The sequence below is a fragment of the Polyangium sp. 15x6 genome, from assembly GCF_029960785.1.
Taxonomy (GTDB): domain Bacteria; phylum Myxococcota_A; class Polyangia; order Polyangiales; family Polyangiaceae; genus Polyangium.
On record NZ_JASBQE010000152.1, the window covers coordinates 1 to 21,469 of the forward strand.

General features: G+C 70.3%; 18 protein-coding genes. 10 read left to right on the top strand and 8 right to left on the bottom strand.

Annotation, left to right across the window (positions count from 1 at the left end):
* Positions 1-135 precede the first annotated feature (135 nt).
* Entirely contained in the window at positions 136-2,334 is a 2,199-nt protein-coding gene (locus QHF83_RS49710) for an ATP-binding protein (protein ID WP_282425205.1), read from the bottom strand.
* An 82-nt stretch (positions 2,335-2,416) separates the two neighbouring features.
* Here QHF83_RS49710 and QHF83_RS49715 point away from each other — a divergent pair, with 82 nt between their 5' ends.
* The 3 genes from QHF83_RS49715 to QHF83_RS49725 are packed head-to-tail and all read left to right on the top strand — an operon-like array spanning position 2,417 to position 5,357.
* A complete protein-coding gene (locus QHF83_RS49715) occupies positions 2,417-3,982 on the top strand; it encodes a L,D-transpeptidase (protein ID WP_282425206.1) in 1,566 nt (521 codons plus the stop codon).
* Positions 3,983-4,036: 54 nt separating this feature from the next.
* Complete coding sequence (locus tag QHF83_RS49720) at positions 4,037-4,426, top strand: hypothetical protein (RefSeq protein ID WP_282425207.1); 390 nt, start codon at positions 4,037-4,039, stop codon at positions 4,424-4,426.
* A 1-nt stretch (position 4,427) separates the two neighbouring features.
* Entirely contained in the window at positions 4,428-5,357 is a 930-nt protein-coding gene (locus QHF83_RS49725; protein ID WP_282425208.1) for an alpha/beta hydrolase, read from the top strand.
* On the opposite strand, the gene QHF83_RS49730 is transcribed toward QHF83_RS49725, so the two are convergent.
* The 4 genes from QHF83_RS49730 to QHF83_RS49745 all read right to left on the bottom strand — a co-directional run bounded on the left by QHF83_RS49730 (position 5,335) and on the right by QHF83_RS49745 (position 9,938).
* Positions 5,335-6,354, bottom strand: a complete 1,020-nt coding sequence (locus QHF83_RS49730) for a hypothetical protein (protein WP_282425209.1) — start codon at positions 6,352-6,354, stop codon at positions 5,335-5,337. The two genes, QHF83_RS49725 and QHF83_RS49730, sit on opposite strands and share 23 nt — an antisense overlap.
* Positions 6,355-6,422: 68 nt before the next feature.
* Entirely contained in the window at positions 6,423-7,181 is a 759-nt protein-coding gene (locus QHF83_RS49735; RefSeq protein WP_282425210.1) for a 4'-phosphopantetheinyl transferase superfamily protein, read from the bottom strand.
* Positions 7,178-8,005 carry a metallophosphoesterase gene (locus tag QHF83_RS49740; protein ID WP_282425211.1) on the bottom strand — a complete coding sequence of 276 codons (828 nt, stop codon included), beginning with the start codon at positions 8,003-8,005 and terminating at the stop codon, positions 7,178-7,180. The genes QHF83_RS49735 and QHF83_RS49740 overlap by 4 nt, the downstream gene beginning before the upstream one ends.
* 19 nt (positions 8,006-8,024) lie before the next feature.
* Positions 8,025-9,938: a serine/threonine-protein kinase gene (locus QHF83_RS49745; RefSeq protein WP_282425212.1), complete on the bottom strand. Its 1,914-nt coding sequence runs from the start codon at positions 9,936-9,938 to the stop codon at positions 8,025-8,027.
* A gap of 123 nt (positions 9,939-10,061) precedes the next feature.
* Between QHF83_RS49745 and QHF83_RS49750 the strand changes: the two genes are divergently transcribed.
* Complete coding sequence (locus tag QHF83_RS49750) at positions 10,062-11,714, top strand: DUF2961 domain-containing protein (RefSeq protein WP_282425213.1); 1,653 nt, start codon at positions 10,062-10,064, stop codon at positions 11,712-11,714.
* Here QHF83_RS49750 and QHF83_RS49755 read toward each other — a convergent pair whose 3' ends face one another.
* Entirely contained in the window at positions 11,715-12,746 is a 1,032-nt protein-coding gene (locus QHF83_RS49755) for a Ca2+-dependent phosphoinositide-specific phospholipase C (RefSeq protein WP_282425214.1), read from the bottom strand.
* A 169-nt stretch (positions 12,747-12,915) separates the two neighbouring features.
* On the bottom strand, positions 12,916-13,770 hold the full coding sequence (proC, locus tag QHF83_RS49760) for a pyrroline-5-carboxylate reductase (RefSeq protein ID WP_282425215.1): 855 nt from the start codon (positions 13,768-13,770) through the stop codon (positions 12,916-12,918).
* Positions 13,771-13,959: 189 nt separating this feature from the next.
* On the opposite strand from proC, the gene QHF83_RS49765 reads away from it, so the two are divergent.
* Positions 13,960-15,477 (top strand): Do family serine endopeptidase, encoded by a 1,518-nt coding sequence (locus tag QHF83_RS49765; RefSeq protein WP_282425216.1) that lies wholly within the window; start codon positions 13,960-13,962, stop codon positions 15,475-15,477.
* A gap of 52 nt (positions 15,478-15,529) precedes the next feature.
* Entirely contained in the window at positions 15,530-17,011 is a 1,482-nt protein-coding gene (locus QHF83_RS49770; RefSeq protein ID WP_282425217.1) for a 2OG-Fe(II) oxygenase, read from the top strand.
* A 13-nt stretch (positions 17,012-17,024) separates the two neighbouring features.
* Here QHF83_RS49770 and QHF83_RS49775 read toward each other — a convergent pair whose 3' ends face one another.
* A complete protein-coding gene (locus tag QHF83_RS49775) occupies positions 17,025-17,501 on the bottom strand; it encodes a hypothetical protein (protein WP_282425218.1) in 477 nt (158 codons plus the stop codon).
* A gap of 136 nt (positions 17,502-17,637) precedes the next feature.
* On the opposite strand from QHF83_RS49775, the gene QHF83_RS49780 reads away from it, so the two are divergent.
* From QHF83_RS49780 to QHF83_RS49795, 4 genes are all read left to right on the top strand, one after another.
* Entirely contained in the window at positions 17,638-18,603 is a 966-nt protein-coding gene (locus tag QHF83_RS49780) for a DMT family transporter (RefSeq protein WP_282425219.1), read from the top strand.
* Between the two features lie 19 nt (positions 18,604-18,622).
* Positions 18,623-19,768, top strand: coding sequence for an ATP-dependent 6-phosphofructokinase (locus QHF83_RS49785; protein ID WP_282425220.1), 1,146 nt, complete (start codon positions 18,623-18,625; stop codon positions 19,766-19,768).
* A complete protein-coding gene (locus QHF83_RS49790; RefSeq protein WP_282425221.1) occupies positions 19,765-20,691 on the top strand; it encodes a hypothetical protein in 927 nt (308 codons plus the stop codon). Before QHF83_RS49785 ends, QHF83_RS49790 begins: the two co-directional genes overlap by 4 nt.
* Positions 20,692-20,766: 75 nt before the next feature.
* A partial coding sequence (locus QHF83_RS49795) for a response regulator (RefSeq protein WP_282425222.1) occupies positions 20,767-21,469 on the top strand: 703 nt, incomplete at its 3' end.

Consider the following 21,469-nt stretch of genomic DNA (forward strand, 5'->3'; position numbering starts at 1 on the left):
TCTTGCCACCGGCCGTGGGAAGAACTGCGCATCGCGCAGTTCTTCCCCCTGAGGTCCAGGGCTTGCCCTGGTTCGGGTCGAGGGGCGAACAGCCCCCGCGGGGTCCGGGGCGGCGCCCCGGCGCAACGGCCCCAATCAGGCCAGCGGGATCCGACAGACGAAACGCGCGCCGCCGATGTCGGCGCGCTCCAGGGTGAGTGCGCCGCCGTGGCGCCGGGCGATGTCGCTCGAGATTGACAGGCCGAGGCCGGTGCCCTGGCCACGAGGTTTCGTGGTGAAGAAGGGCTCGAAGATGTGGCAGGCGATGTCGTCGGGGACGCCTGGGCCGTTGTCGCTGACGGCGACGAGGGCTGCGCCTCCGTCGCGACGGGCTTCGATGACGATGCGGGGAGACGGTTTGCCGGGGCGCCCGTCGCTTTCGACGGACTGGATGGCGTTGACGAGCAGGTTCATGCAGACCTGGCTCATCTCGCCCGAGCGACAGAGGACTTCGGGCACGTCGCCGTAACGTTTCTCGACCTCGATGCCGGCGTCGCGCAGACGACGGCCGAGCAGGACGAGCGTCTCCTCGATGCCGGCGACGAGGTCCGTGGGCACGACCTCGCCGGGCGACCGGGAAAAACTCTTCAGGTTTCCGACGATGCGGACCGCTCGATCGCTGGCGCGGCGGAGCAGGTGCGAGATGCCGACGAGGTCTTCCAGGGCGGCGTCGACGTCGAGCTCCTTCATGGTGCGTTCGAGCTCGTTTCGCCGCGCCGCTGAGAGCTCGGGCAGGGCCGCGCGAAAGGCGGCGAGGGTCTGGCCGAGCTCGGAGGAGAGGCGCTCGAGCGGGGCGGCGGCGCCGGCGATGGCCGTGAGCGGGTTGTAGATCTCGTGCGCGACCCCGGCGAAGAGCTCGCCGATCGAGGCGAGGCGCTCGCCCTGGACGAGCGCGGCCTGCGCGCGACGGAGCTCGTCCAGGGTCTTCGTGAGCTCGGCCGTGCGGGCCGCGACGTTCTCTTCGAGTCCGGCGCGCTCGCGTTCGAGCTCGGCGATCGTACCGGCGAGGCGGACACGCATGCGCTCGATGCTCTCGCCGAGGCCGACGACCTCCACGGGCCCGGTGACGGGCGGCGCCGCGGCGTCGAGAGCGCCGCCGGCCACGAGATCGGCCGCGCCGGCAAGCACGGCGAGGGGGCGGCTGAGCTCACGCGCGGCGCGGGCGACGACGCCGAACGCGGCGACGACCATGGTGACGAAGGCGGCGATGAGGGCGGCGATGGCGTCGATGTCCTGGCGGAGGTCGCTGCCGACGGAGAGGGCGCGGTAGAGGCCGACGGAGGAGAAGAGGGAGAGCGTGGTGGTGAAGAGCAGCGGCAGGCCGAAATCGCGCAGCATGCGGCGGCGGAGGGTGATGGGCTCGGCGTGCATGGCCGCGCCCCGGCCGGTCCAGGTCCGCAGCCGCTCGAGGATGGGCGCGACGGTGTCGAGGTCCCAGGCGCGCTGGTAGAAGGAGACGCCGAAGGCGAAGAGGATGCCGAGGCAGATCTCCATGACGGCGTCGGCGAGGGACCAGGCGGCGCGGCCAGGTCGAGCGTAGAAGACGCCGATCGTGATGAAGGCCGACCAGACGGTGAAGTTCAGGTAGGAGAGGGTGTTCGGCAGGGCCTCGGCCTGGGCGATGGCGCGCTCGTGGATGCCGCGGTCGCCGTTCGGGCCGGCGGCGAGGGCGCGGGCGACGTGGCGCGTGGCGGGGCGGACGGCGAGCGTGAAGCCGATGGTGCCGACGAGGGCGAGGGCCGGGACGATTTCGAGCCAGGCCTTGAACAGGACGGGGCTCTGCGTGCGGAGGAAGGCGACGCAGAAGAGCATGAGGGTGTGGCCGCCGACGATGCCGGCGACCATGGCGGACTCGGCGAGTTTGTCGCGGAGGTCGCGGGCGTCGGTGGGGGCGTCGGCGAACGGGTTGAGGCGGCGATAGAAGGCGCGACGGATGCCGCCGGCCATGAGGCCGAAGCCGGCGGCGGCGAAGAGGACGCGGGAGCCGATGTGCGGGACGAGGGGGCTGACGGCGAGGGGCCAGGAGAGGGTGCGGACGAGGGCGGCGACGAAGAGGCCACGGGATCCGCGGCGGACGAGCGCCGGGCCGGCGAGGGCGGAGAGGGACAGGGAGGCGACGCCGATGGTGACGGCGACGGGCAGGGGCGGGGAGAGGGCGTCGGGGACGACGGTCCAGATGAAGAGGAGCGCGGAGAAGGCTTCCCAGGCCGCGGCGAGGAGCTCGGCCTGGAAGTGGCTCGGGGCCTTCGGGGGGCGGACGGTCGAGGGAGGGGGGAGGGTCGCGCGCGGGGCCATGGGGCGTTCGGCGATGCTACGGGTTTTTCGGCGCGGCGGAGTTGCGCAGGCGGGCGAATCCGGGGCATAGCTCGGGATCAGGATGCGCGGCTCCTCGTTCGCTCCCGTCGTGCTCGCGCTCGGATGTGGTCCGGCGGAGCCCGCGCTCACGCCCGCGCCGCCGCCGAAGGCGCCCGTGGTCGCGGCCGCTGCCGCTTCCGCACCTGCTGCCGCTGCCGCACCCGCACCCGCACCCGCATCCGCTTCCGCGGCCGAACCCGCGCCGGCGGTGCCTTCCGGTCCGCGCCTTCATGCCGTCGAGGGCATTCCCTGGATTTACCCCACGCCCGAGAAGAAGGGCGAGCGATACCTCGGGTACATCCGTGTCGGCGAGTCGGTCGCGTTGAAAAAGCCCGAGCCCGTGCGCGGGGCCGGGTGCGCGCGGGGGTTCTGGGCGATCGAGCCGCGTGGGTACGTCTGCAACGACAACTTGGTCTCGCGCGAGCCGCCGCCCGAGGTCCGGCCCGCGTTCGACGCGACGTTGCCCGCGGCCGGACCATTCCCCTACAAATACGCCATCTCCAATGGCGCGCCGATGTACAACCGCGTGCCCACGCCGCGCGAGCAGGCGCGCGTCGAGAGGCTCCTCGGGCCCGCCGGCAAGGTCGAGCCGCTGTCGAAATTCCTCTCCGCGCACGAGGACCTCGCCCAGGCCGAGCCGATCACGCCGACCGACCCGCTGCCCGCGTTCCTCGAAGGCGGCAAAATGGTGCGTCCGGGGCGATTCGATCTCGTGCGGCAAAACATCCCGCACGGATCGATGCTTTCGTACACGAAGGCGTTTTCGGCCGAGGGACGCACGTTCCTGCTCTCGGTGGACCTCACGGTCGTGCCGGCCGACCGTGTGCGCCCGTTCCGACCGAGCACGTTCCACGGCGTTCGCCTCGGGGACGACGTCTCGTTGCCCCTCGCCTGGTTCCGCAAATCACCGCGCGCGAAATGGCGGAGGCTCGAGGGCGGCGCCATGGAGCGCACCGGGACGTCGTTCCCCGCGCGCTCGTACGCGATGCTCACGGGCCATTCGGCCGAGGTCGCGGGCGCGACGTACCTCGAGACGAAGGAGCGCGAGGGCGGGCAGCCGGTGTGGGTGGAGCAATCCGATGCGACGGTCGTCGAGCCTCGGCAAAAGCTGCCGTTCGGCGTGCGCGAAGGGACGAAGTGGGTGCACGTGCGGATCACGCAAGGCACGCTCGTCGCGTACGAGGGCCTCGAGCCGGTGTTCGCCACGCTGATTTCGCCCGGATCCGGCGGCGTTCCGGTGAAGGGAATCGACAACGTGAAGGCGAGCACGACGCCGACCGGGACGTTTTACGTGACGTTCAAGGACAAGGCGGCGACGATGTCGCCCGAAAAAGGCGAGGATCGCTCGTTCTGGATCGCCGACGTCCCTCACACGCAGTACTTCCACCCGCCTTTCGCGCTGCACGCGGCGTACTGGCACGAGCGCTTCGGCGAGCCGACCAGCGCCGGTTGCGTGAACCTCTCGCCGATCGACGCCGAGACGCTGTTCCATTGGAGCGACCCGCCCGTGCCCCAGGGCTGGCAGGGCGCGTCGGGGGCCGGCGCCCCCGAGAACGGGCCGACGACGGCGGTCGTCATTTCGAGGTAAAATCATCCCGCGACGCCTTGCGTCGTGTGGATCCGATGGCCATCGTGAGGCCCCATGCGAACCGAGATCCGACGCAGCACCTGGGTCAAGCCACTCCTCTCCGTATTCGGCGGAACGGCCGAGCGATCGTACGTCGACATCGAAGGCGACGAGATCCACGTTCGGTTCGGCTGGCTCTTCGACGAGCGGATCCCGCTCTCGCGCGTCACCTCGGTCGAGCGCGCGCGCTGGCCGCTGCTCGGCGGGCTCGGCTGGCGGACCAATTTCGTCGATACGGTCGCGGTCGTCGGTTCGTACGACGACGTGGTGCGCGTTCGCCTCGCGCCCGCCGTGCCGATGCGCGTGCTCGTCCGCGTTCCGGCCGAGACGCTTTACGTGTCGGTCGAGGATCCGGACGCCTTCGTCGCCGAGGTCCGGCGCCGCATCGCCTCGCGGGTGTCCTGAGATGAGCTTTCCCTCGCATCACCCGTTCCGGTCCGCCGAGGCCCGCGAGCGATTCCTCGCCCGCTACGACGAGCGCGCCGCGCGCTGGCCGGTGCCCTGCGAAGGCCGTACGATCGACACGTCGCTCGGACGAACGTTCGTCCGGGTGAGCGGGCGCGCGGGCGCCCCGCCGCTCGTGCTCCTGCATGGGATCTCGGGCAGCTCGCTGCAATGGGGGCCGAACGTCGTGAGGCTCGCCGAGCGATTCGAGGTCTTCGCCGTGGACGGCATCCACGACTGCGGCCGGAGCGTTTATTCGCGGCTCGCGAAGGAGGGGTACGAGTACGCGTACTGGCTCGACGAGGTCGTGGCGGGCCTTGGTATCCGGTCGGAATTCGCGCTCGCGGGGCTCTCGTACGGCGGGTGGATCGCGAGCCAGTATGGGCTGCGATATCCGCAGCGGGTGCGAGGCCTCGTGCTCGTCGCGCCGGCGAACACCGTGCAGCCCATCGTGGGGAAATGGATGGCGCGCGCCATTTTGACCACCCTGCCCATTCCGTGGCTCACGCGGAACTTCATGCAATGGATGCTCGCGGACACGGCGGCGCAGGGCGAGGCGGGCCGGAAGCTCGTCGAAGAGGTGATCGAAGACTCCTACCTGGCCGCGCGATGTTTCGCATGGAAGCCCATGGCGCAGCCGACGGTGTTACGTGACGAGGAGCTCCAGGCGCTGCCCCGGCCGACGTTTCTGATCCTGGGGGAGAACGAGACGATTTATTCGGCGAAGGACGCGATCACGCGGGTGAAGCGGGTCGCGCCGCACATCCAGACGGAGCTCTTGCCGAATGCGGGGCACGATCTCACGCTCGTCCAGGCGAACCGCTTCAACGAGGCGCTGATCTCGTGGCTGGGAGCGGGCTCGACGGCGCCTACCGCTGGGCAATACACTTGAGCGGGCAGTCGAACGCCGGCCACCCCGTGTCGCACCGGACCTCCATGTAGAGCTTCGTCACGAAGCTCGATTGGGCGAGGCCGTGCGCGCCCAGGAGCACGCCCATCAACGCGAGGCTCGTGACCCCACGCCGAACCGCGCGGCGGAGCGCGCCGAGGGCCTGCTCCGGATTGCCTTGCACGAGCTCGACGGCGCGATCGCGCCCTCGGTACGCGGAGGCGCTCCGCGCGAGGCGCGAGGCGAGGTCGTCGCCGAGGCCGAGATCGACGCGCGGAACGGCAAGGTCCACGAGCGGCGCGGGGCCGTCGTCCTCGGTCGAGAGCCCCGGCGCGAGCGCCGCCTGCGCGCGCTTCAAAGCACGGAGGTCGGCGGCGAGGACGGCGAGCGTCACGAGGGCCGTCGCGAGCAGGATGAAGAGTGCCGGGATGGGCTTCTCGACCTCCTCGAGGTGCGACGCCGGCCAGTCGAGGGCCGCGAGCAGCGTGGCCGCGGAGAGGGCGGCCGCGAGGATCCCCCAGACGGCGCGGCGATCGCTGCCCGCGACGATCGAGCCGAGGCGGGCCCGCTGGGCGCGGCGCGCGGACGAGAGGATGATCAGGCACACGGGCAAGAAGAGGATCGCGGAAAAAGCCCCGCTCGCGGCGCCCCCGAGCGTGCCGCCGTTCGCGTCGTCGAGGGCCGCGACCATCGCGCCGGCCGCGGCGCCGGCGAGGAGCACGACGAGGACGTGATACCCGGTCCGGTCCGACGTCGGGCGGGTCTCGGCGTTTGGTGTTTCGATCTCGTACGAATATCGCCAACCGAGGCAGAGCTTCTTCAGGAGGACGCCGGTGGCGGCGGCGATGAGCATGGTGCCGAGGGCGGCGAGGGGTTTGACCCCATCGTACGTGACGGCGAAGAGCGGGTTCGAGAGCAGCCCCGCGGAGAGCCAGCCGGCGGCGGCGCCGGTGATCGCGAACGGGGGAGCGAGCCTGGGAAAGCGGGATCCGTCGGCCATCGGGGTCCTCCTCGGACGGGGGCACCGGGGGATGGAACGCAAAACCCGCGGCGGCCTTGGGCCCGACGTCAGGCCCTCGGCGGTACGTCCTCGAACGGGAGACACCGAAACATCTCGACGGCGATTGTTCCTTCGCCCGGCCTTCGCTCGATGGCCGTCGCGACGCGATGACGGCCGCCCAGCGAGGTGAGCGAAAATTGCCAGCGCGAAGGGTCGTCCGGGAGCTCGGGCTGGAAGGAGATACGAATGGGGCCGCCCTCGTCGAGGTGGTAGGAAAAATGATCGAGCGGGATGGCGAGGCCCATGCCGCGCGCCTTGATGTACGCTTCCTTGAGGGTCCAGTAATCGAAGAATCGATCCCGCTGGCGATACGCGGGCAGCCGGCGTAGCGAGGTGGATTCGAACGGGGAGAAGAAGCGGTCGGCGACGCTGACGGTCTCGCCGCGCCTCTGGGTGTCCTCGACGTCGAGGCCGACTTCGCGGTCGCGGGCGACGAGGAGCGCGACGAGGCCGCGCGTGTTCGAAAGGTTGAAGCGCAGCCTCGGCGCGCCGCTCGGCCCCGCGATCTCCGGCCGGCCGTGGCCATTTCGCACGAAGACCCAGTCGCGCGGGGCGACGGGCGCATACGCGCTGAGCACGGCGCGGACGAGCGCGCGCGTGACGAGGTATTCGCGCCGGCCCTCGACGAACCGAAAACGAGCTTGCTGCCGGGCCTCGTCGGGGGACATGACGGAATGGTAGGCCGCGAGCAGGTACCAGTCGTCGATCGCGTCGGGATCGACGTACCAGAGGTGCGCAGCGCGAGGCGGCAAGGAAAGAGGGCTCAAGGCGTGATCTCCGGCGTCGGGAGGATCTGCTTCACGTAAGCGTCGATCGGGCGGTCGCTCCGGCGCTCGCGCGGGTATCCGAACGAGACCTCCTCGAAGCGGACGCCGTCGACGTGCACCGTCCTCCGGACGTGCAAATGGCCCTGCACGACGACCCGCGCCTCGAAGCGGACGTGCCAATCCGTGGTTTTTCGCGTCCCGCACCACGGCGAGAAGCGCGGCACGCGGGGCAGGAAGACGAGGTCCTGGCGCAGCGGGAAATGATTGATGAGCACCTTCGGCAGCGCGGGCGCGGCGCGGAGGCGCGCCTCGGTCTCGGCCACGCGCGCATGGCACCACGCCTGCCGGCTCGGAAAGGGCGCGGGATCGAGCAGGACCTCGTCCGCCGCGGCGATGCCCTGCTCCGCGGCCCAGGCGACCGCTTCGCTCACGGGGATGTGATCCGGGCGGAACGTGTAATCGTAGAGCAGGAACATGGGGACGATGAGGTGCGGGCCGCCCTCGCCTTCCCAGATGGGATACGGATCCTCCGGCGTGAGCACGCCGCGCTCGCGGCAGAGCTCGACGTACCGCGCATAGCGGGCGGCGCCGCGGGGCTCGCCTGGCGTGTGGGGATCGACGTAAAGCTCGTGGTTGCCCGGCACCCACACGAGCTTCCGGAACCGCGGCGCCAGCGTATCCAGCACGAATCGTACGTGCTCGAACGTTTCGCCGAGATCTCCGCCGAGGACGAGCCAATCGTCGGGCCGCGCGCCGAGGGACGCGACGGCGGCTCGATTGTCCGGAAATCCGACGTGCAGATCGCTGATGGCGAGGAGTTTCATGAGGTCAGGCGCGCGCACTCTACACGCGGTCGCGCCGCGCGTCAGCCGTCTCCGCGGCGCCGCTCGGCTTCGAGGCCCGGAGGACGAGCGCGACCGTGACGAGCGTGCCGATCGTGCTGATCGCGCCCGTCGCCCAGGGGACGTAAAACGAGAGCAGGCCGCCCGCGAGCTGGATCGCCGCGGGCCAGAGGAGCTCGAGTGTGCTGTTGATCGCGGTGACCACGAGGCAAGAGCCGATGATGAGCTGGCCCATCGCGCCCGAGGTCCAGACGTGCTCGCCGCGAACGTAGGAGAGCACGTCGTGCAGGGCGTTCAGCGCGAACGAGGCCGTGACGGTGAAGAGCAGCCGGCGGTTGAAGAGGTTCGTGAGCAGCCGCCTGCGGCCAAAAAAGAGCCCGGCGAGGAAGAGCGAGAGGATCACCGCGTCGAAGACGAGGACGTCGGCCCAGGGCGACGGGCGGCGCGTGCTCGCCTCGCGGATCGAGAGGGCGCCCATGACGACAGCGCCGGTGCCGACCACGGCGCTGACGAAGAGCGTCCGCGCGCGGCGGCTCACGCTGGAGTCCATCTCCTTGGCCATCTCCGCGGCCCTCCGCTCGAGCCGCCGGCGCGCCTCGATTTTTTCCTCCAGCAGGGCGACGCGCGCTTCGAGCGCGGAGCGCTCCCCTTCCATTCGCTCGAGCAGGGCGCGGGCATTCGCGGGGTTCTCCAGGGCGATTTCGCGCTCGACGAGGAGCGCGAGGCTCCGCGCGAGCCCCTCCTTGGCGCGCGTGTTGTCGGGCCACTCGCGGAGAGCTTGCAAAAAGCCGAACCGGCATTCGCTGAGCCCACCCAGCATTTCCGCGCTGGTGACGAGCTCGGGTCCGCCCTCGCCGATGACCTCCTCCAGGGCCGCGAGGCGCTCGCTCGCCGCATTCGCGATCCCGAGCGAGGAACGGTGATGCAGAAAATCGGCCACGCGCTCGCGAAATGCCGCGGCGCTCGGGGGCCGCTCGTCCCGCTCGCGCGACATGGCGGCATTGCAGAGCGCGACGAGCTCGTCCGGGGCCTCGGACGGATAGTCCAGAGGCGTCCCCGCGCTCGCCGAAAGAAGCGCGTCGTAAAGGCTCGGCCGCGCGTGCGGCGGGTTGCCCGTGAGGATCTCGTGGAGCGTCGCGCCGAGCAGGTACACATCGGTCCGCGCGTCGACCTCGTGCGGCTTTCCGCAGGCCATCTCCGGGGCCATGTACGCCGGGGTCCCGGCGAGCGGCTCGGCGTCCTTTCCCGGCGTCGTGTCGATTTTTCGCGCGACCCCCCAGTCGAGCAGATACACCTCGCCGAATTCGCCGACCATCACGTTGTCGGGCTTCATGTCCCGGTGGACGATCCCGCGGGTATGGGCGAAATGCAATGCATTGCATACCTGCATGAGGATCTCGATGTGCGCGACGAGGCGCGATTCGCCCCCGAAGCTCGCGTGCTCCCAGAATGGATGGCTCGAATCCGCGAGGAGGTCGCTCCACGACACGCCCTCGATCCGCTTGATGACCAGGATCGGCCGCCCGGTATCGTCGAGCCCGAGCGCGTGCACCGGCACGATGTTCGGGTGCTCGAGCCCCCCGGCGACCTGGCCTTCGCGGATGATCGCCAAGGACGCGCTCCGGGGCGCGTCCTCGTGCGGTATTTTTATGGCGACATGGCGATCGAGGGATCGCTGATGCGCGAGGTAAACGGCCCCCATGCCGCCTTGCCCGAGCTGCCGCACGAGGGTGAGATCGACGCCCGGCGAGGAGAGCACGGGCGCGTTGCCCTCGATCGCGCCGGTCGAGAGCGACAGGCGCGGCAGCACCGGCGTTTCGTCGTCCGGCGTCCGCGGCGGCGCTCCCTCGGCCGTGGTCCCGAGGGCCTCCGCCAGGTCTTCCACGCGGATCGTGTCGGAGATGGTCCATTCCATTGCGCGACTCGAAGGATGCCCCATTCCCGCCGCCCGGAGAAGTGCGGTTCCGACTTTTCTCGTCCGCCGCGCACGAAAAATACGCTCGCCTACGGAGCGGCATCGGCGCACATTGAACGGAGGATGGACTGCACGATCCGCCGCGCGCGCGCCACCTTTTTCGTCCTCGCCGCCGCTTCCGTCGCCGGTTGCAGCGATGATCCCCGCCCCGTGGTGACGCTCCCGCCGCCGGGCACGCGCGAGGAGCTCGCGGACGAAGCCGCGCTCGCGGCGCTCGCGGATTTCCGGGCATTGCCCGTCTTCGGCGAGGGGAGGTACGTCCAGACGGGGAGCCAGGACCGCCTGAGCGGCGCGCCTGCGCCGTCCGATTTCGTGGAGCGCGGAAACCGCGACATGAACCATTTCGTCTGCCGCGGGCGCGAGGCCTCCGTCAGCGAGATCCAGCTCATCCCACCCATTTACGACGAGGCCGAATGCCCCGAGGCGTACGTGCGGGGCGTCGTGCTCTCGCGGTTCTCGGGTTCGGGCTACCTGTCGCGGCTCTGGCTCACGGCGAGCTCGCTCAGGAACGGGCTCGTGGCGAACGACGAGGTGCTGCGGATCTGGGTCGACGACGAGGAGAATCCCGTCGTGGAAGAGCCGCTCGCCGCGGTGATCGACGGCACGGCCGGGGAGATGTTCGCGCCGCCGTTCGGCGACGGGCCGGGCAACCACGTCGCGTGGTATTATCCGGTCGTCTTCTCCAAGAAAATCGTGATTGCCCTCGATGGGCTCGGCCCGCTGGAATATTATTATCATCAGGCAGGGGCGGTCCTCTCCCCGGAAGCAGAGCCGCGCAAGGCGGCGGAGGCGCGCCTCGCCGCGCGGGACCAGGCGATCTCCGTCCTCTCGTCCACGGCGGAGGGGGCGATCCCGGGCGAGCCGCTCGTCGCGCCCGAGGTCGTGGCCCTGGAGCCGGGACAAACGACCCCGCTGGCCGATCTTGCAGGGCCTTCCACGATTCATGCGTTTTCCATCGAGATCGCCGAGGCGCAGTTTGCCGCGCTCCGTGACGTCACGCTCTCCGTCACCTGGGACGATGAGGCCGCGCCGGCCATTCTGCTGCCTTTCTCGGATCTCTTTGCGGCGACGCTGGATCCGCCGGAAGACGCGAGCCTCGCGCTCGCGGGGTCGAAGGCGGGAGGCATGGTGCGCCTCGCCTTGCGGCTCCCGATGCCATTCAAGGAAAAGGCGGTCTTCGCGGCGACGAGCGCGGCCGCGGCGCCGGTCGATTTCACGCTCTCGATCCGCGGCGAAAAGGCCGTCCCGAGCGAGCCGTTCGGTCACCTCCACGCCGTCCGCAACGAGACCGTCGCGCCCGCGCCAGGGCTCGAGCATCCGCTCGCGAGCGTCACCGGCCGCGGGCGCTGGGCCGGGACGTGCCTCCTCCTGGAGGGCCGCGGAATCGGCGACGGCAGCCTCTTCGACGAGCCACTCAATTTCCTCGAAGGCGACGAGCGAGCCGTGCTCGACGGGGTGACGTCGATCGTCGGGACGGGCACCGAGGATTACCTGAACGGCGCGTTTTACTTCGAATCAGGCCCCCACGCCTCGCCGTTCGCGCAATGGTGGGGCACCGTGGTCACGCCTCCCTCGGCGCGCGCGAGCGCTTGCCGGTTCCACGTGCTCACGGATCGGATCGACTTCCAGACGAGCGCGGAAATCGCGCTGGAAATCGGCCCAGGCATACCGGAGACGCTCGACCGCTACCGGAGCGTGACGTTCCTCTATCGCTGATCAGGGCTTCATGAAGCGGGGATCTTCGAGCGCCTCGGACGTGCATTCGGCGGGCGCCGTCACGGGATTGCAGCGCGCGGGCGTGCCGCCCGTGATGTCCACGTGATAGGTGGAGCCGTCGATCGGCGCGGGATAATCGGTCGTGACGAAATGCGCGGGGCCCGCGAGCGCGGCGTCACGCAAGGTCGTGTCGCCGGCGAGCGCGGCCGCGAGGTTGATCTCGGCGCGCGTGCGGACGAGCAGGTTTGCCGCGGCGGCCTCGTCGATGAGGTCCTTCGTCACCTTGGGATCGTCGTAGAGCGTCCACGCGGCGTGCGGATCCGTGGGCACGGTGCGGGTGAAGGCGAGCCGACCCGCGAGGCTCGTTCCTTCGCGAGAGTACGCCTTGCCAAACCTGTCGGTCAGGTTGTACATCGTGAAGATCACGCGGCCGCGCAGCTTGCCGAGCGTGGGCCAGCCCTCGGTCCTCATGGCCTCGCCGAGCGTCGCGTAATCGCCCTGCACCTCGTCGGGCGTCACGATCCGATCTTCCGGCCAAACCCTGAATATCTTTTCGTGCAGGGTGCCGAAATACGCCTCGAGCGCGTCCGCGCCGGGCGCGAAGTCCTTGAGGTCGAGCATGATCGTGATCGGCAGGTGGGCCGGGTGGGCGTCCGACCAGCGCTTCACGATGCCGAGGCATTCGCCGAGCGTGGCGCACGTGCTGCCTTCGTCGAGGAGAGGAACGTGCGCGACCTTGTAATCCCCGCGCGCCTCGTCGTACCGGAGGTCGAGCTCGATAGAGCGCACGCCCTGGTCGGAGAACTGCACGTCGAGCGGCGCGTGATCGACGGCGTACGCGGGGCCCGAGAGATCGGGGTTCGCCAGGTGGAAGCTGTTGTGCGTGGCCTTGGCCTGCACGTGGTGGAGGCGCAGGACGTCGTCGAGCGGGTAGGCGAACGAGCGTTTGGTCGCGACGAGGGTGCTGCCTTCGTCGGTGCCGCTGCACGCGCAAAGGGAGAAGGCCATCAAAAGCAGGGAAAAACCGAGCATCAGGCGAGAATGCACGATTTTGGAATGACAGCTCTCCTCGCAGGAACCGTCGAGACCGGGAGAATCGGACGGCGGTGGGGAATACACCGAGCACGGCGGGGACATGCCATGCGGACGAGCAAGAGCGCGGCCGAAAGCCCAGGGCGCTCGCTCGGCGGGGAGGACGGAATTACCGGCGGAGCTTTTTCGCCATCTGCTCGCCGAGCTCGACGGCGCGGTTCGTGGCGGCCTCGACGGCGTCGATGAGCGTGCGACGCAGGCCGCCGGCTTCGAGCGTGTGCAGGCCTGCGATGGCCGTTCCGCCGGGGCTCGTGACCATGTCCTTGAGGCGCCCCGGGTGCTCGCCCGTCTCGAGCTGGAGCTTGGCCGCGCCGTAGACGGTCTGCGCCGCGAGGAGGAGCGCGGTGTCGCGGCCGAGGCCGACCTTCACGCCGCCGTCCGCGAGGGCCTCGATCATGAGCATCACGTACGCCGGGCCGCTGCCCGAGAGGCCCGTGACCGCGTCGAGCAGCGATTCGTCGAGCACCACGCACCGGCCCACGGCCTCGAAGAGCGCACGGGCGACCTCGAGGTCGTCTTTCGTGGCGTGCGAGCCGGGCGCGATCGCCGTGGCGCCCGCGAGCGCGATGGCCGCGGTGTTCGGCATCGATCGAATGACGCGCGTGCGCTCGGGCAGGCGCGCCTCGATCGCCTCGATCGGCACGCCGGCGGCGACGGAGACCACGACATCCCCCTCCTTCAGCCCGGCCGCGACGGCGCCGAGGATGCGGTCGACGATCTGCGGCTTCACGGCGATGACGACGACGTCGGCCCAGCGGACGAGCGCCTCGTTGTCGTCCGTGGTCTCGATTCCGTACGTCTGCCGGAGCTCGTCGAGACGCTGTTCCTTCAGATCGCTCGCCCGGATCTGAGCGGGCGTGACCGTGGCCGAATGCAAGAGGCCCCGGATGAGTGCGGACGCCATGCTACCGCCGCCCACGAACCCGATTCGCCGCTCTTCCATGCGTTTGCGCAGATCGTTCATCGCTTCCCTTCCGGCGGCGCACCCTACCAGAGCGCTAGGCCAGGGGACAGCGGCATCCGGGGAGGCGTGCGATCGTCCAAACCGCACGGCGAGGGGTTGCGCAACTCGCTATCGCGATTCATCCGTTAGGCTCGGAATGAAGTGGAGCCTCGGCTGGTTCGCTCGCCCGGAGGTTCGAGGGGAGAATTCATGATGTCCGTCCGTTCGTCCCAGCGCGCGTCTTCATTCGTGTCTCGCTCGGCGCTCGCCCTTTTGCTCGCCACGGGATTGCTCGGGTCCACCGGCTGCGGGCACGAGGCCCACGCGACGCCGCCGCCGCCCTCCACGCAAGAGGTCGCCCAGCAGGTCTCGGCCGAGGCCGCCGCGGCCATGACGGCAGCGCCCGCGCCCGCCGGGCCCGCGCCCGTGCCCGCGACGTTCGACGTCGCCGACCTCGCCCAGCGCGTGACCCCCATGGTCGTCAACATCACGACGACGCAGAAGGTCGCCGGCGGAGGCCCGGGCTTCGGCGGCATCGATCCTTTCGATTTCTTCTTCGGACCGCGCGGAGGCGGCGGAGGCGAGCGCGCGCCGCGCGCCCCGGAGCGACAGATGGCGCGCACCGCGCTCGGCACCGGGTTCATCATCGACCCCGAGGGGTTCATCGTGACGAACGCGCACGTGATCGAGGGCGCGGACGACGTGAAGGTTCGCCTCGCGGACGAGCGCGAGTTCGCCGCCGACGTCGTCGGGCGTGATACGAAGCTCGATCTCGCGCTCCTGAAGCTCCGCGGCGCGAGCGGCCTCCCGGTCGCGGCGCTCGGATCGAGCGAGGCGCTGCGCGTCGGCGAGCACGTGCTCGCGGTGGGCAACCCGTTCGGGCTCGGGCACACCGTGACGCTCGGGATCGTGAGCGCCAAGGCGCGCTCGATCGGCGCCGGCCCGTACGACGATTTCATCCAGACCGACGCGAGCATCAACCCGGGCAACAGCGGCGGCCCGCTGTTCAACTGGAAGGGCGAGGTCATCGGCATCAACACGGCCATCCGCGCCGGCGCGAACGGCATCGGCTTCGCGACGCCGGTCGACGCGCTGAGGGACATCCTGCCGCAGCTCCGCGAGAAGGGTCACGTCGAGCGCGGAAAGCTCGGCCTGCTCTTCCAGCCGCTCACGGCCGATCTCGGCAAGGCGTTTGGCATGGACACGCCGAAGGGCGCGCTCGTCTCGGATCTCGAGCCGGGCGGCGCGGCGGCGCGCGCGGGCATCAAGCCCGGCGACATCGTGGTCGCGGTGAACGGCACGCCGATCCACCACGCCGAGGACCTGCCCCGCAAGGTCGCGCGGCACGCGCCGGGCACGACGATCAAGGTCTCGCTCTTGCGCTCCGGCAAGCCGCTCGAGGTGACCGCGAAGCTCGATCAGCTCGGCGACAGCGACGGCATCGACGCCGACACGAAGCCCTCGCGCGGGCAGAAGGCGCCGGCCGCGACGAACAAGTTCGGCTTCCAGTTCTCGGATCTCGCGGGCGGCGGCGTGCGCGTCGACCGGGTCACGGAGCCCGAGAGCGAGCTGTCGCCGGGCGACGTGCTCCTCGAGGTCAACGGCGCGCCCGTGCGTGACGCCAAGGCGCTCGAAGCCGCGCTCGGCAAGATGAAGCCTGGCACCGTGGCGGCGTTCAAGGTTCGCCGCGGCAAGATCACGCGGTTCGCCGCGCTCCCCATCAAGTGACCCGCGGCCACCGGGCTTGACAGCGCCGCTCTCGCACGGTGCTGTCGGGCCCATGAACCCCGTATCGTCTCCGCTGCGGCGCCTTTCCGAGGCGCCGCGCCTCTACGTGCAGGAGGGCTTCGTCTCCGACGACGAGGTGCGCCACGTGCTCGCCTCGTACGGGGATCGCGATGCGCTCACCCGCCGCGGGCTCGCGTGGCAGGCGAACGAGACGGGGTTGTCGAGCGAGCTTCCCGTCCGCGAGGATCCCGTGCTCCGGGCGATCGCGGCGCGGATCGAGGCGGTCCTCGGTTTTTCCTGCACGCTCGTCGCGCCGACGTTCCGGTTTCGCCGGTACGAGCGGGGCGACGCGCATCCGCCGCACCTCGACGAATACACGATCGGCGGCGCGCGGCTCGTGGCGACCGCGATCGTCTATCTCACGGACGCGGAAGGCGGCGGCGAGACGTTTTTCCCGCGCGCCGAGCCGCATCCGATGACCGTCGGCGCGAAAAGGGGGCGGCTCGCGCTCTGGTTCAACCATCGGCCCGACGGGAGCGTCGACAGGGCCGCGTTGCACCAGTCGAATCCGCTCCGCGAGGGGGAAAAGGCGACGATCGCGTATTTCATGTATGCCCCCGTCGAGGCTGCCCGGGTGAACATCGCGGCGGACGAGGCGCCGGCCGGGAAGGCGCCGGCTTCGCGGCGGTTCGTCTGCGTGAACGACGGCGTGCCCGAGACGACGATACGCGTGCTGCGCGAGGCGTGCGCGTCGCGCGGGGTCTCGTACGAGGAAGTGCAGGCCGCGAATTTCGATTTCACCGCGGCCGAGCCGCTCCCGCCGGGAACGTTGCTCTTCCGGCCGGCCGTCTCGTCATCGGCGGTGCGCGTCGAGCAGGCGCTCGCGGGGCCGGGGGTCGTGACGTTTCATCGGCAGCCCGATGGCATGTTCCGCGATATCGGGCCCGAGGCTGCCGTGCTCGAGCGGCGAGGAATCTCGGTGCCGCGGTGGATCTGGGGGAACACGACGAATCGCGTGCTCCTCCGCCGGTACGTCGAGGATCTCGGCGGCCTGCCGATCGTGATGAAGTTCGCCGGCGGATCGGGGGGCGTCGGCGTCTTGCGCATCGACAGCCTGGCGGGGCTGTTTTCCACGATGGATCACGCGCTCGCGTCGGGTCGGATGCCCGTGCTCTCGGCATACATCCCGGACGCGACGCATTACCGCTGCATCGTGGTGGGCGACCGCGTCGCGGGATACTGGCGCAATCAAAAGGACGAAGACGATTTCCGGACGCACGCGACCGACGATCCGGCCGATTACCAGACGCCGCCCGCGCCCGAGATCCTGGCGAGCGCCGTGGCCGCGACGGCCGCCCTCGACGTCGAGCTCGGCGGCGTGGACGTGCTCGAACATCCGAGCGGACGCCATTACGTGCTCGAAGTGAACTTTCCGTGTTTCTTCGCGCGCGCCCGGCTCGTCGGCGGGCAAGACGTGGGGGGAGCGATGATCGATTGGCTCGTGAGAAAAGCGGAGCGAAGGGCCAGCCGATAGCGGCGACCGTGCTTCAGGACCCCTTGTCGCTCTGCTCGGCCGTGCGCTTGTCGCTCTGCTCGGCGCTGCGGGCGCCCTGTTCCTTGTCCTTGCCCTTGCCGGACTTCTTCTTGTCGCTCTGCTCGGCGTGGCGCTTCTCCTTCTCCTCCTGGTTCTTCCGCGAGCCGTCGTCGTCCTCGTTCGCCCGGAGCGGCATGCCCGGGGAGACGCCGAGGGCCGGGGCGCTCTCGACCGTCGGGCCGCGGCGAACCCGAGGACCGCCAGCCGGCGGGGCCACGCGCGCCTCGAGGAGGCCGAGATCCGCGAGCTCGTCGAGCGCGCGGAACACCGCATCACGCGTCCACCCGTCGGTCCCGGTGGCGTCCGCGAGGGCAGCGATGTCCGCGATGGACCGGGTGCCGTCGGCGTGCGCGAGGGCGAACGCGGCGAGGGGCGAGAGCGCGGGCAGGGAGCCAGCGTCGATCGAGGCACTGCGGGCTTTCGGGGTCATGCAGATCTCCAGCGTGGGGTAGGTTCGTCCCAAACGTGACGATTCATATCACGGAGGGCCAGCGCGCACACAGGGGAGACCAACCCTCGCGCGCAAGTGCGGGCTTCGCGGCCTTTCGCGTGGTAACGCGGCGCGGGTGAAGAGCGTCGAGCCGGGGGGCCGAGAGAGGAGCGCCCCCGAGGCCACGAGCGGACCACGACAAGCGCTCGCGTGGATGGTGGTCGCGCAGGTGTTGTTCACGATCATGGGGATCTGCACGCGCCTCGGCGCGCAGAAGCTCCCCTGGTCCGAGGTCGCCGCGGCGCGCGCGGTGCTCGGGGCCGTGGTCGCCATCGCGGTGGCCCGGATGCGCGGGGCCCCGCTCGTGATCCACGATCGGCGCACGGGCTGGGCCCGATCGATCTGCGGGACGGTCGCGATGTTCTGCACGTTCTACACGTTCGGCGCGCCGGCGATCGCGCTCGGGGACGCCGTGACGCTCGGCGCGACGTCGCCGATCTTCATCGCCATCCTGGCGCCGTGGCTGCTCGGCGAGCGGAGCTCGCGGATCGTTTGGGTTGCAACGACGATCGCGTTCGTCGGGGTGGCGCTCGTGGCCGGCCCGAGCTTCCGGCTGTCCGGTCCGCTCTCGCTCGTGTCGCTGCTCGGCGCGGTCGCGAGCGCGCTCGCCATGATCTGGCTGCGTCGCCTGGGTACGGGTCGATCCGGCGCGCCGCGCGAGAGCCCCGAGGCGATCGTCGCGCATTTCTCGACCGTGGCGGGCGTTTCGCTCCTGCTCGTCGCGCTCCCGACGCTGCGCGTTCCGGACCTCGAAGGCGCGCTTTTCCTCCTCGGCACGGGCGCGAGCGGCGCGTTCGCGCAAATCGCGATGACGCGGGCGTATGCGCTCGATCGGGCGGCCCGCGTCGGCGTGTGGAGTTACCTCGGGGTCGTTCTGACGCACTTTGCGGCGATCGTGATCCTCGGGGAGCCCGAGAAGCCGATCGGGCTCGCGGGCGCGGCGCTGGTGATCACGGCGGGCGTAGGGCTCACCTGGTCCGGCTTGCGCGAGGCGAGGGCGACCACCGCGCTCGTTTCGCCCCCTTGCCAAACGGGCCGATGACCGCGATCCTCCCCGCAGGATGCCGCGCACGATACGGAAGATCGCCATCAACACCGGGGGCGGCGACGCGCCCGGGCTGAACGCCGTGCTCCGGTCCGTCACGCTCTCCGCCATCGAGCGGGGTATCGAGGTCTGGGGCATCAAACACGGGTACCGCGGCCTGCTCGAGGACGAGCCCGGCGGCCTCGTGCGGCTCGATCGCGACGCCGTGCGCGGCATCATGCACCTCGGCGGCACGATCCTCGGCACGGCGAACCGCGGCGATCCGTTCCACTACCCGACGCACGAGGGCGACAAGATCGTCCCCAAGGATCGCTCTGCCGAGCTCGTCGAGCGGTTCCACCGCGAGGGCTTCGACGCGCTCGTCGCGGTGGGCGGCGACGGCTCGATGCGCATCGCGAACGCGCTGCTCGAACGCGGCCTGCCGCTCGTCGTGGGTGTGCCGAAGACGATCGACAACGACGTCTACGGCACGGAGCTCACGTTCGGCTTCGACACGGCGGTCTCGATCGCAACGGAGGCGATCGATCGGCTGCACTCGACGACGGAGGCGCACGAGCGCGTCATGGTCGTGGAGGTGATGGGGCGGCATACGGGCTGGATCGCGCTGCGATCCGGCATCGCGGGCGGCGCGGACGCGATCCTGGTTCCCGAGGCGCCGTTCTCGTACGAGCCCATCGTGGAGAAGGTGATGCAGCGCGAGGCGCGCGGGCGGCGCTTCTCGATCATCGTGGCGGCCGAGGGCGCGTGTCCGAAGGGCGGCGACGTCACCGTGCGCGACGCGGGCGACGCGTTCCGCCGCGTGGCCGTGCTCGGCGGCGTGGCCGAGCGCGTGGCGAAGGAGATCGGCGCGCGCACGGGCAAGGAGACGCGCTCGATGGTGCTCGGCCACCTGCAGCGCGGCGGCGGCCCCACGACGTTCGATCGTCTGCTCGCGCTGCGCTTCGGCGCGGGGGCCGTGCGTTTCCTCGTGCAGGGCTGCGAGAGCGGCATGGTCGCGCTGCGTTGTCATCGCGTGGAGCTCATCCCGCTCTCCGAGACCGCGGGACGCACGAAGACGGTGGACCTCGACTGCGACACGGTGACGACGGCGCGCGAGATGGGCATCTGCTTCGGCGACGAACCACCGGGCCATTTCGCGAAGGAAGGGGCCGCCTCGTCGTGAAGGTCGCGTGGGCGTTCGCGCTCGGCGTCGCGCTCGCGCTCGGCGCGCCGGCGGCGCTCGCGAAGGAGCCGAGCAAGGCCGAGGTGCAGCTCGCCAAGGACATGGTGACGGACGCCGTCGTCGAGGTGAAGGCCGGGCGCTGCGCGGACGCGATCCCGATGCTGGAGCAGGCGATCGCGATCCACGAGACGGCCGAGGCGTTCCTGGCGCTCGGGGAGTGTCAGGCCGTGACGGGCAAGCTGCGCGCGGCCGTCGCCACGTGGAAGCACGGGGAAGAGATCGCGGAGGCGCAGAAGGACAAGGCCCGTCGCGAGGCGATCGAGAAGAAACGCAAGGAGATCGAATCGCGTATCCCCACGGTCCGGCTGCAGCTCCCCGCGGGCGTCTCCGGCATCGTCGTGACGATCGACGGCCAGGCCGTCCCGGAGTCGAGCCTCGGAGCGCCCGTGCCGGTGGATCCAGGCACGCACCAGATCGAGGCGAAGGCGCCGGGGCGCGAGGCGTTTTCGACGAAGATCGAGGCCGAGGACGAGGCGAAGCTCACGGTCGAGATCAAGCTGTCAGGGGGCACGAACGCGGGGCCCACGGGGCCGAAGGTGATCGACGCCGTGCCGCTCGGCACGTGGATCGCCGGGGGTGCTGCGGTCGCGCTCCTCGGCGGCGGCGTGGCGGCGTACCTCCTGGCCGGCGCGCATGCCGAGGCGGGCGCGATCGAGTGTCGCAAGCGGGTGCAGTGTGGCGCGGATCGCATCGACAGCGTGCGCACGTTCGATGGCCTCGCGCTCGGGGCCTGGGTGGGGGCCGGCCTCGCGGCGGGCGCGGCGGTCGGGATCTGGGCGCTCGCGCCGAAAAAAGCGAAGGACGAGGTGTCGGCGCGCGTCTTCGTGGGCCCGGCCTCCGTCTCGATCGTGGGTCGATTCTGAGCGAGTTTGACAGTCCTCGAACGAGATCGATATCTTGGCGAGGAAGGCCCCGAGCCTGTCGAAACGGCCCGAAAAATGACAAAAGTCCTCGTCTTCGAGAGCGATCACGCGTTCGCCGGAGAGCTCCGTACCGAGCTCGGGCGTCTCGGCTGTACCGTGCAGGTCGTCGACGACGGCAACGCCGGGTTGCAGCTCGCCGCGAACGACAGACCGGACCTGATCCTCCTCTCCATCGAGCTGCCGCGCATGAACGGCTTCTCGGTGTGCAACAAGCTGAAGAAGGATCCGCAGCTCAAGGACGTGCCGCTCCTCATCATGTCGAGCGAGTCGACCGACGAGACCTTCGAGCAACACCGGAAGCTGCGCACGCGGGCCGAGGACTACGTGCACAAGCCGATCGCGTTCGGCGAGCTGCTCGGCCACATCCGCGCGCTCGTGCCGATCGAGGCGACGGTCGAGCCGGATGCGGATGCGATCGTCATCGACGATGCCGAGGTGATCGAGGCCGACGAGGTCGAGGAGGTCGAGGAGGAAAACCCGCCGCCCAACGAGGCCGCGGGCGAACGAGAGATCGACGACTTCCTCGGCGGCGCCTTCGATCGGCTGATGGCCGACGACGACGAAGAGAAGACGCGCGCGCAAGTGCTTCCGGTGGTTCCGCCCGCGCCTCGCGTGCCGGCTGCACCACCGCCTGCGCCGCCGGCCGCACCGCCGCCCGCGCCGCCGCCCCTACCCGCCGCTGCCGCCGCGCCGCCACCTCCAGCACCGCCTGCGCCTG

What these genes read in the sequence shown, in the direction of transcription:
- QHF83_RS49710 (WP_282425205.1), bottom strand. Translation starts at nt 2,334, where the DNA reads ATGGCCCCGCGCGCGACCCTCCCCCCTCCCTCGACCGTCCGCCCCCCG.
- QHF83_RS49715 (WP_282425206.1), top strand. Translation starts at nt 2,417, where the DNA reads ATGCGCGGCTCCTCGTTCGCTCCCGTCGTGCTCGCGCTCGGATGTGGT.
- QHF83_RS49720 (WP_282425207.1), top strand. Translation starts at nt 4,037, where the DNA reads ATGCGAACCGAGATCCGACGCAGCACCTGGGTCAAGCCACTCCTCTCC.
- QHF83_RS49725 (WP_282425208.1), top strand. Translation starts at nt 4,428, where the DNA reads ATGAGCTTTCCCTCGCATCACCCGTTCCGGTCCGCCGAGGCCCGCGAG.
- QHF83_RS49730 (WP_282425209.1), bottom strand. Translation starts at nt 6,354, where the DNA reads ATGGCCGACGGATCCCGCTTTCCCAGGCTCGCTCCCCCGTTCGCGATC.
- QHF83_RS49740 (WP_282425211.1), bottom strand. Translation starts at nt 8,005, where the DNA reads ATGAAACTCCTCGCCATCAGCGATCTGCACGTCGGATTTCCGGACAAT.
- QHF83_RS49745 (WP_282425212.1), bottom strand. Translation starts at nt 9,938, where the DNA reads ATGGAATGGACCATCTCCGACACGATCCGCGTGGAAGACCTGGCGGAG.
- QHF83_RS49750 (WP_282425213.1), top strand. Translation starts at nt 10,062, where the DNA reads ATGGACTGCACGATCCGCCGCGCGCGCGCCACCTTTTTCGTCCTCGCC.
- QHF83_RS49755 (WP_282425214.1), bottom strand. Translation starts at nt 12,746, where the DNA reads ATGCTCGGTTTTTCCCTGCTTTTGATGGCCTTCTCCCTTTGCGCGTGC.
- proC (WP_282425215.1), bottom strand. Translation starts at nt 13,770, where the DNA reads ATGAACGATCTGCGCAAACGCATGGAAGAGCGGCGAATCGGGTTCGTG.
- QHF83_RS49765 (WP_282425216.1), top strand. Translation starts at nt 13,960, where the DNA reads ATGATGTCCGTCCGTTCGTCCCAGCGCGCGTCTTCATTCGTGTCTCGC.
- QHF83_RS49770 (WP_282425217.1), top strand. Translation starts at nt 15,530, where the DNA reads ATGAACCCCGTATCGTCTCCGCTGCGGCGCCTTTCCGAGGCGCCGCGC.
- QHF83_RS49775 (WP_282425218.1), bottom strand. Translation starts at nt 17,501, where the DNA reads ATGACCCCGAAAGCCCGCAGTGCCTCGATCGACGCTGGCTCCCTGCCC.
- QHF83_RS49785 (WP_282425220.1), top strand. Translation starts at nt 18,623, where the DNA reads ATGCCGCGCACGATACGGAAGATCGCCATCAACACCGGGGGCGGCGAC.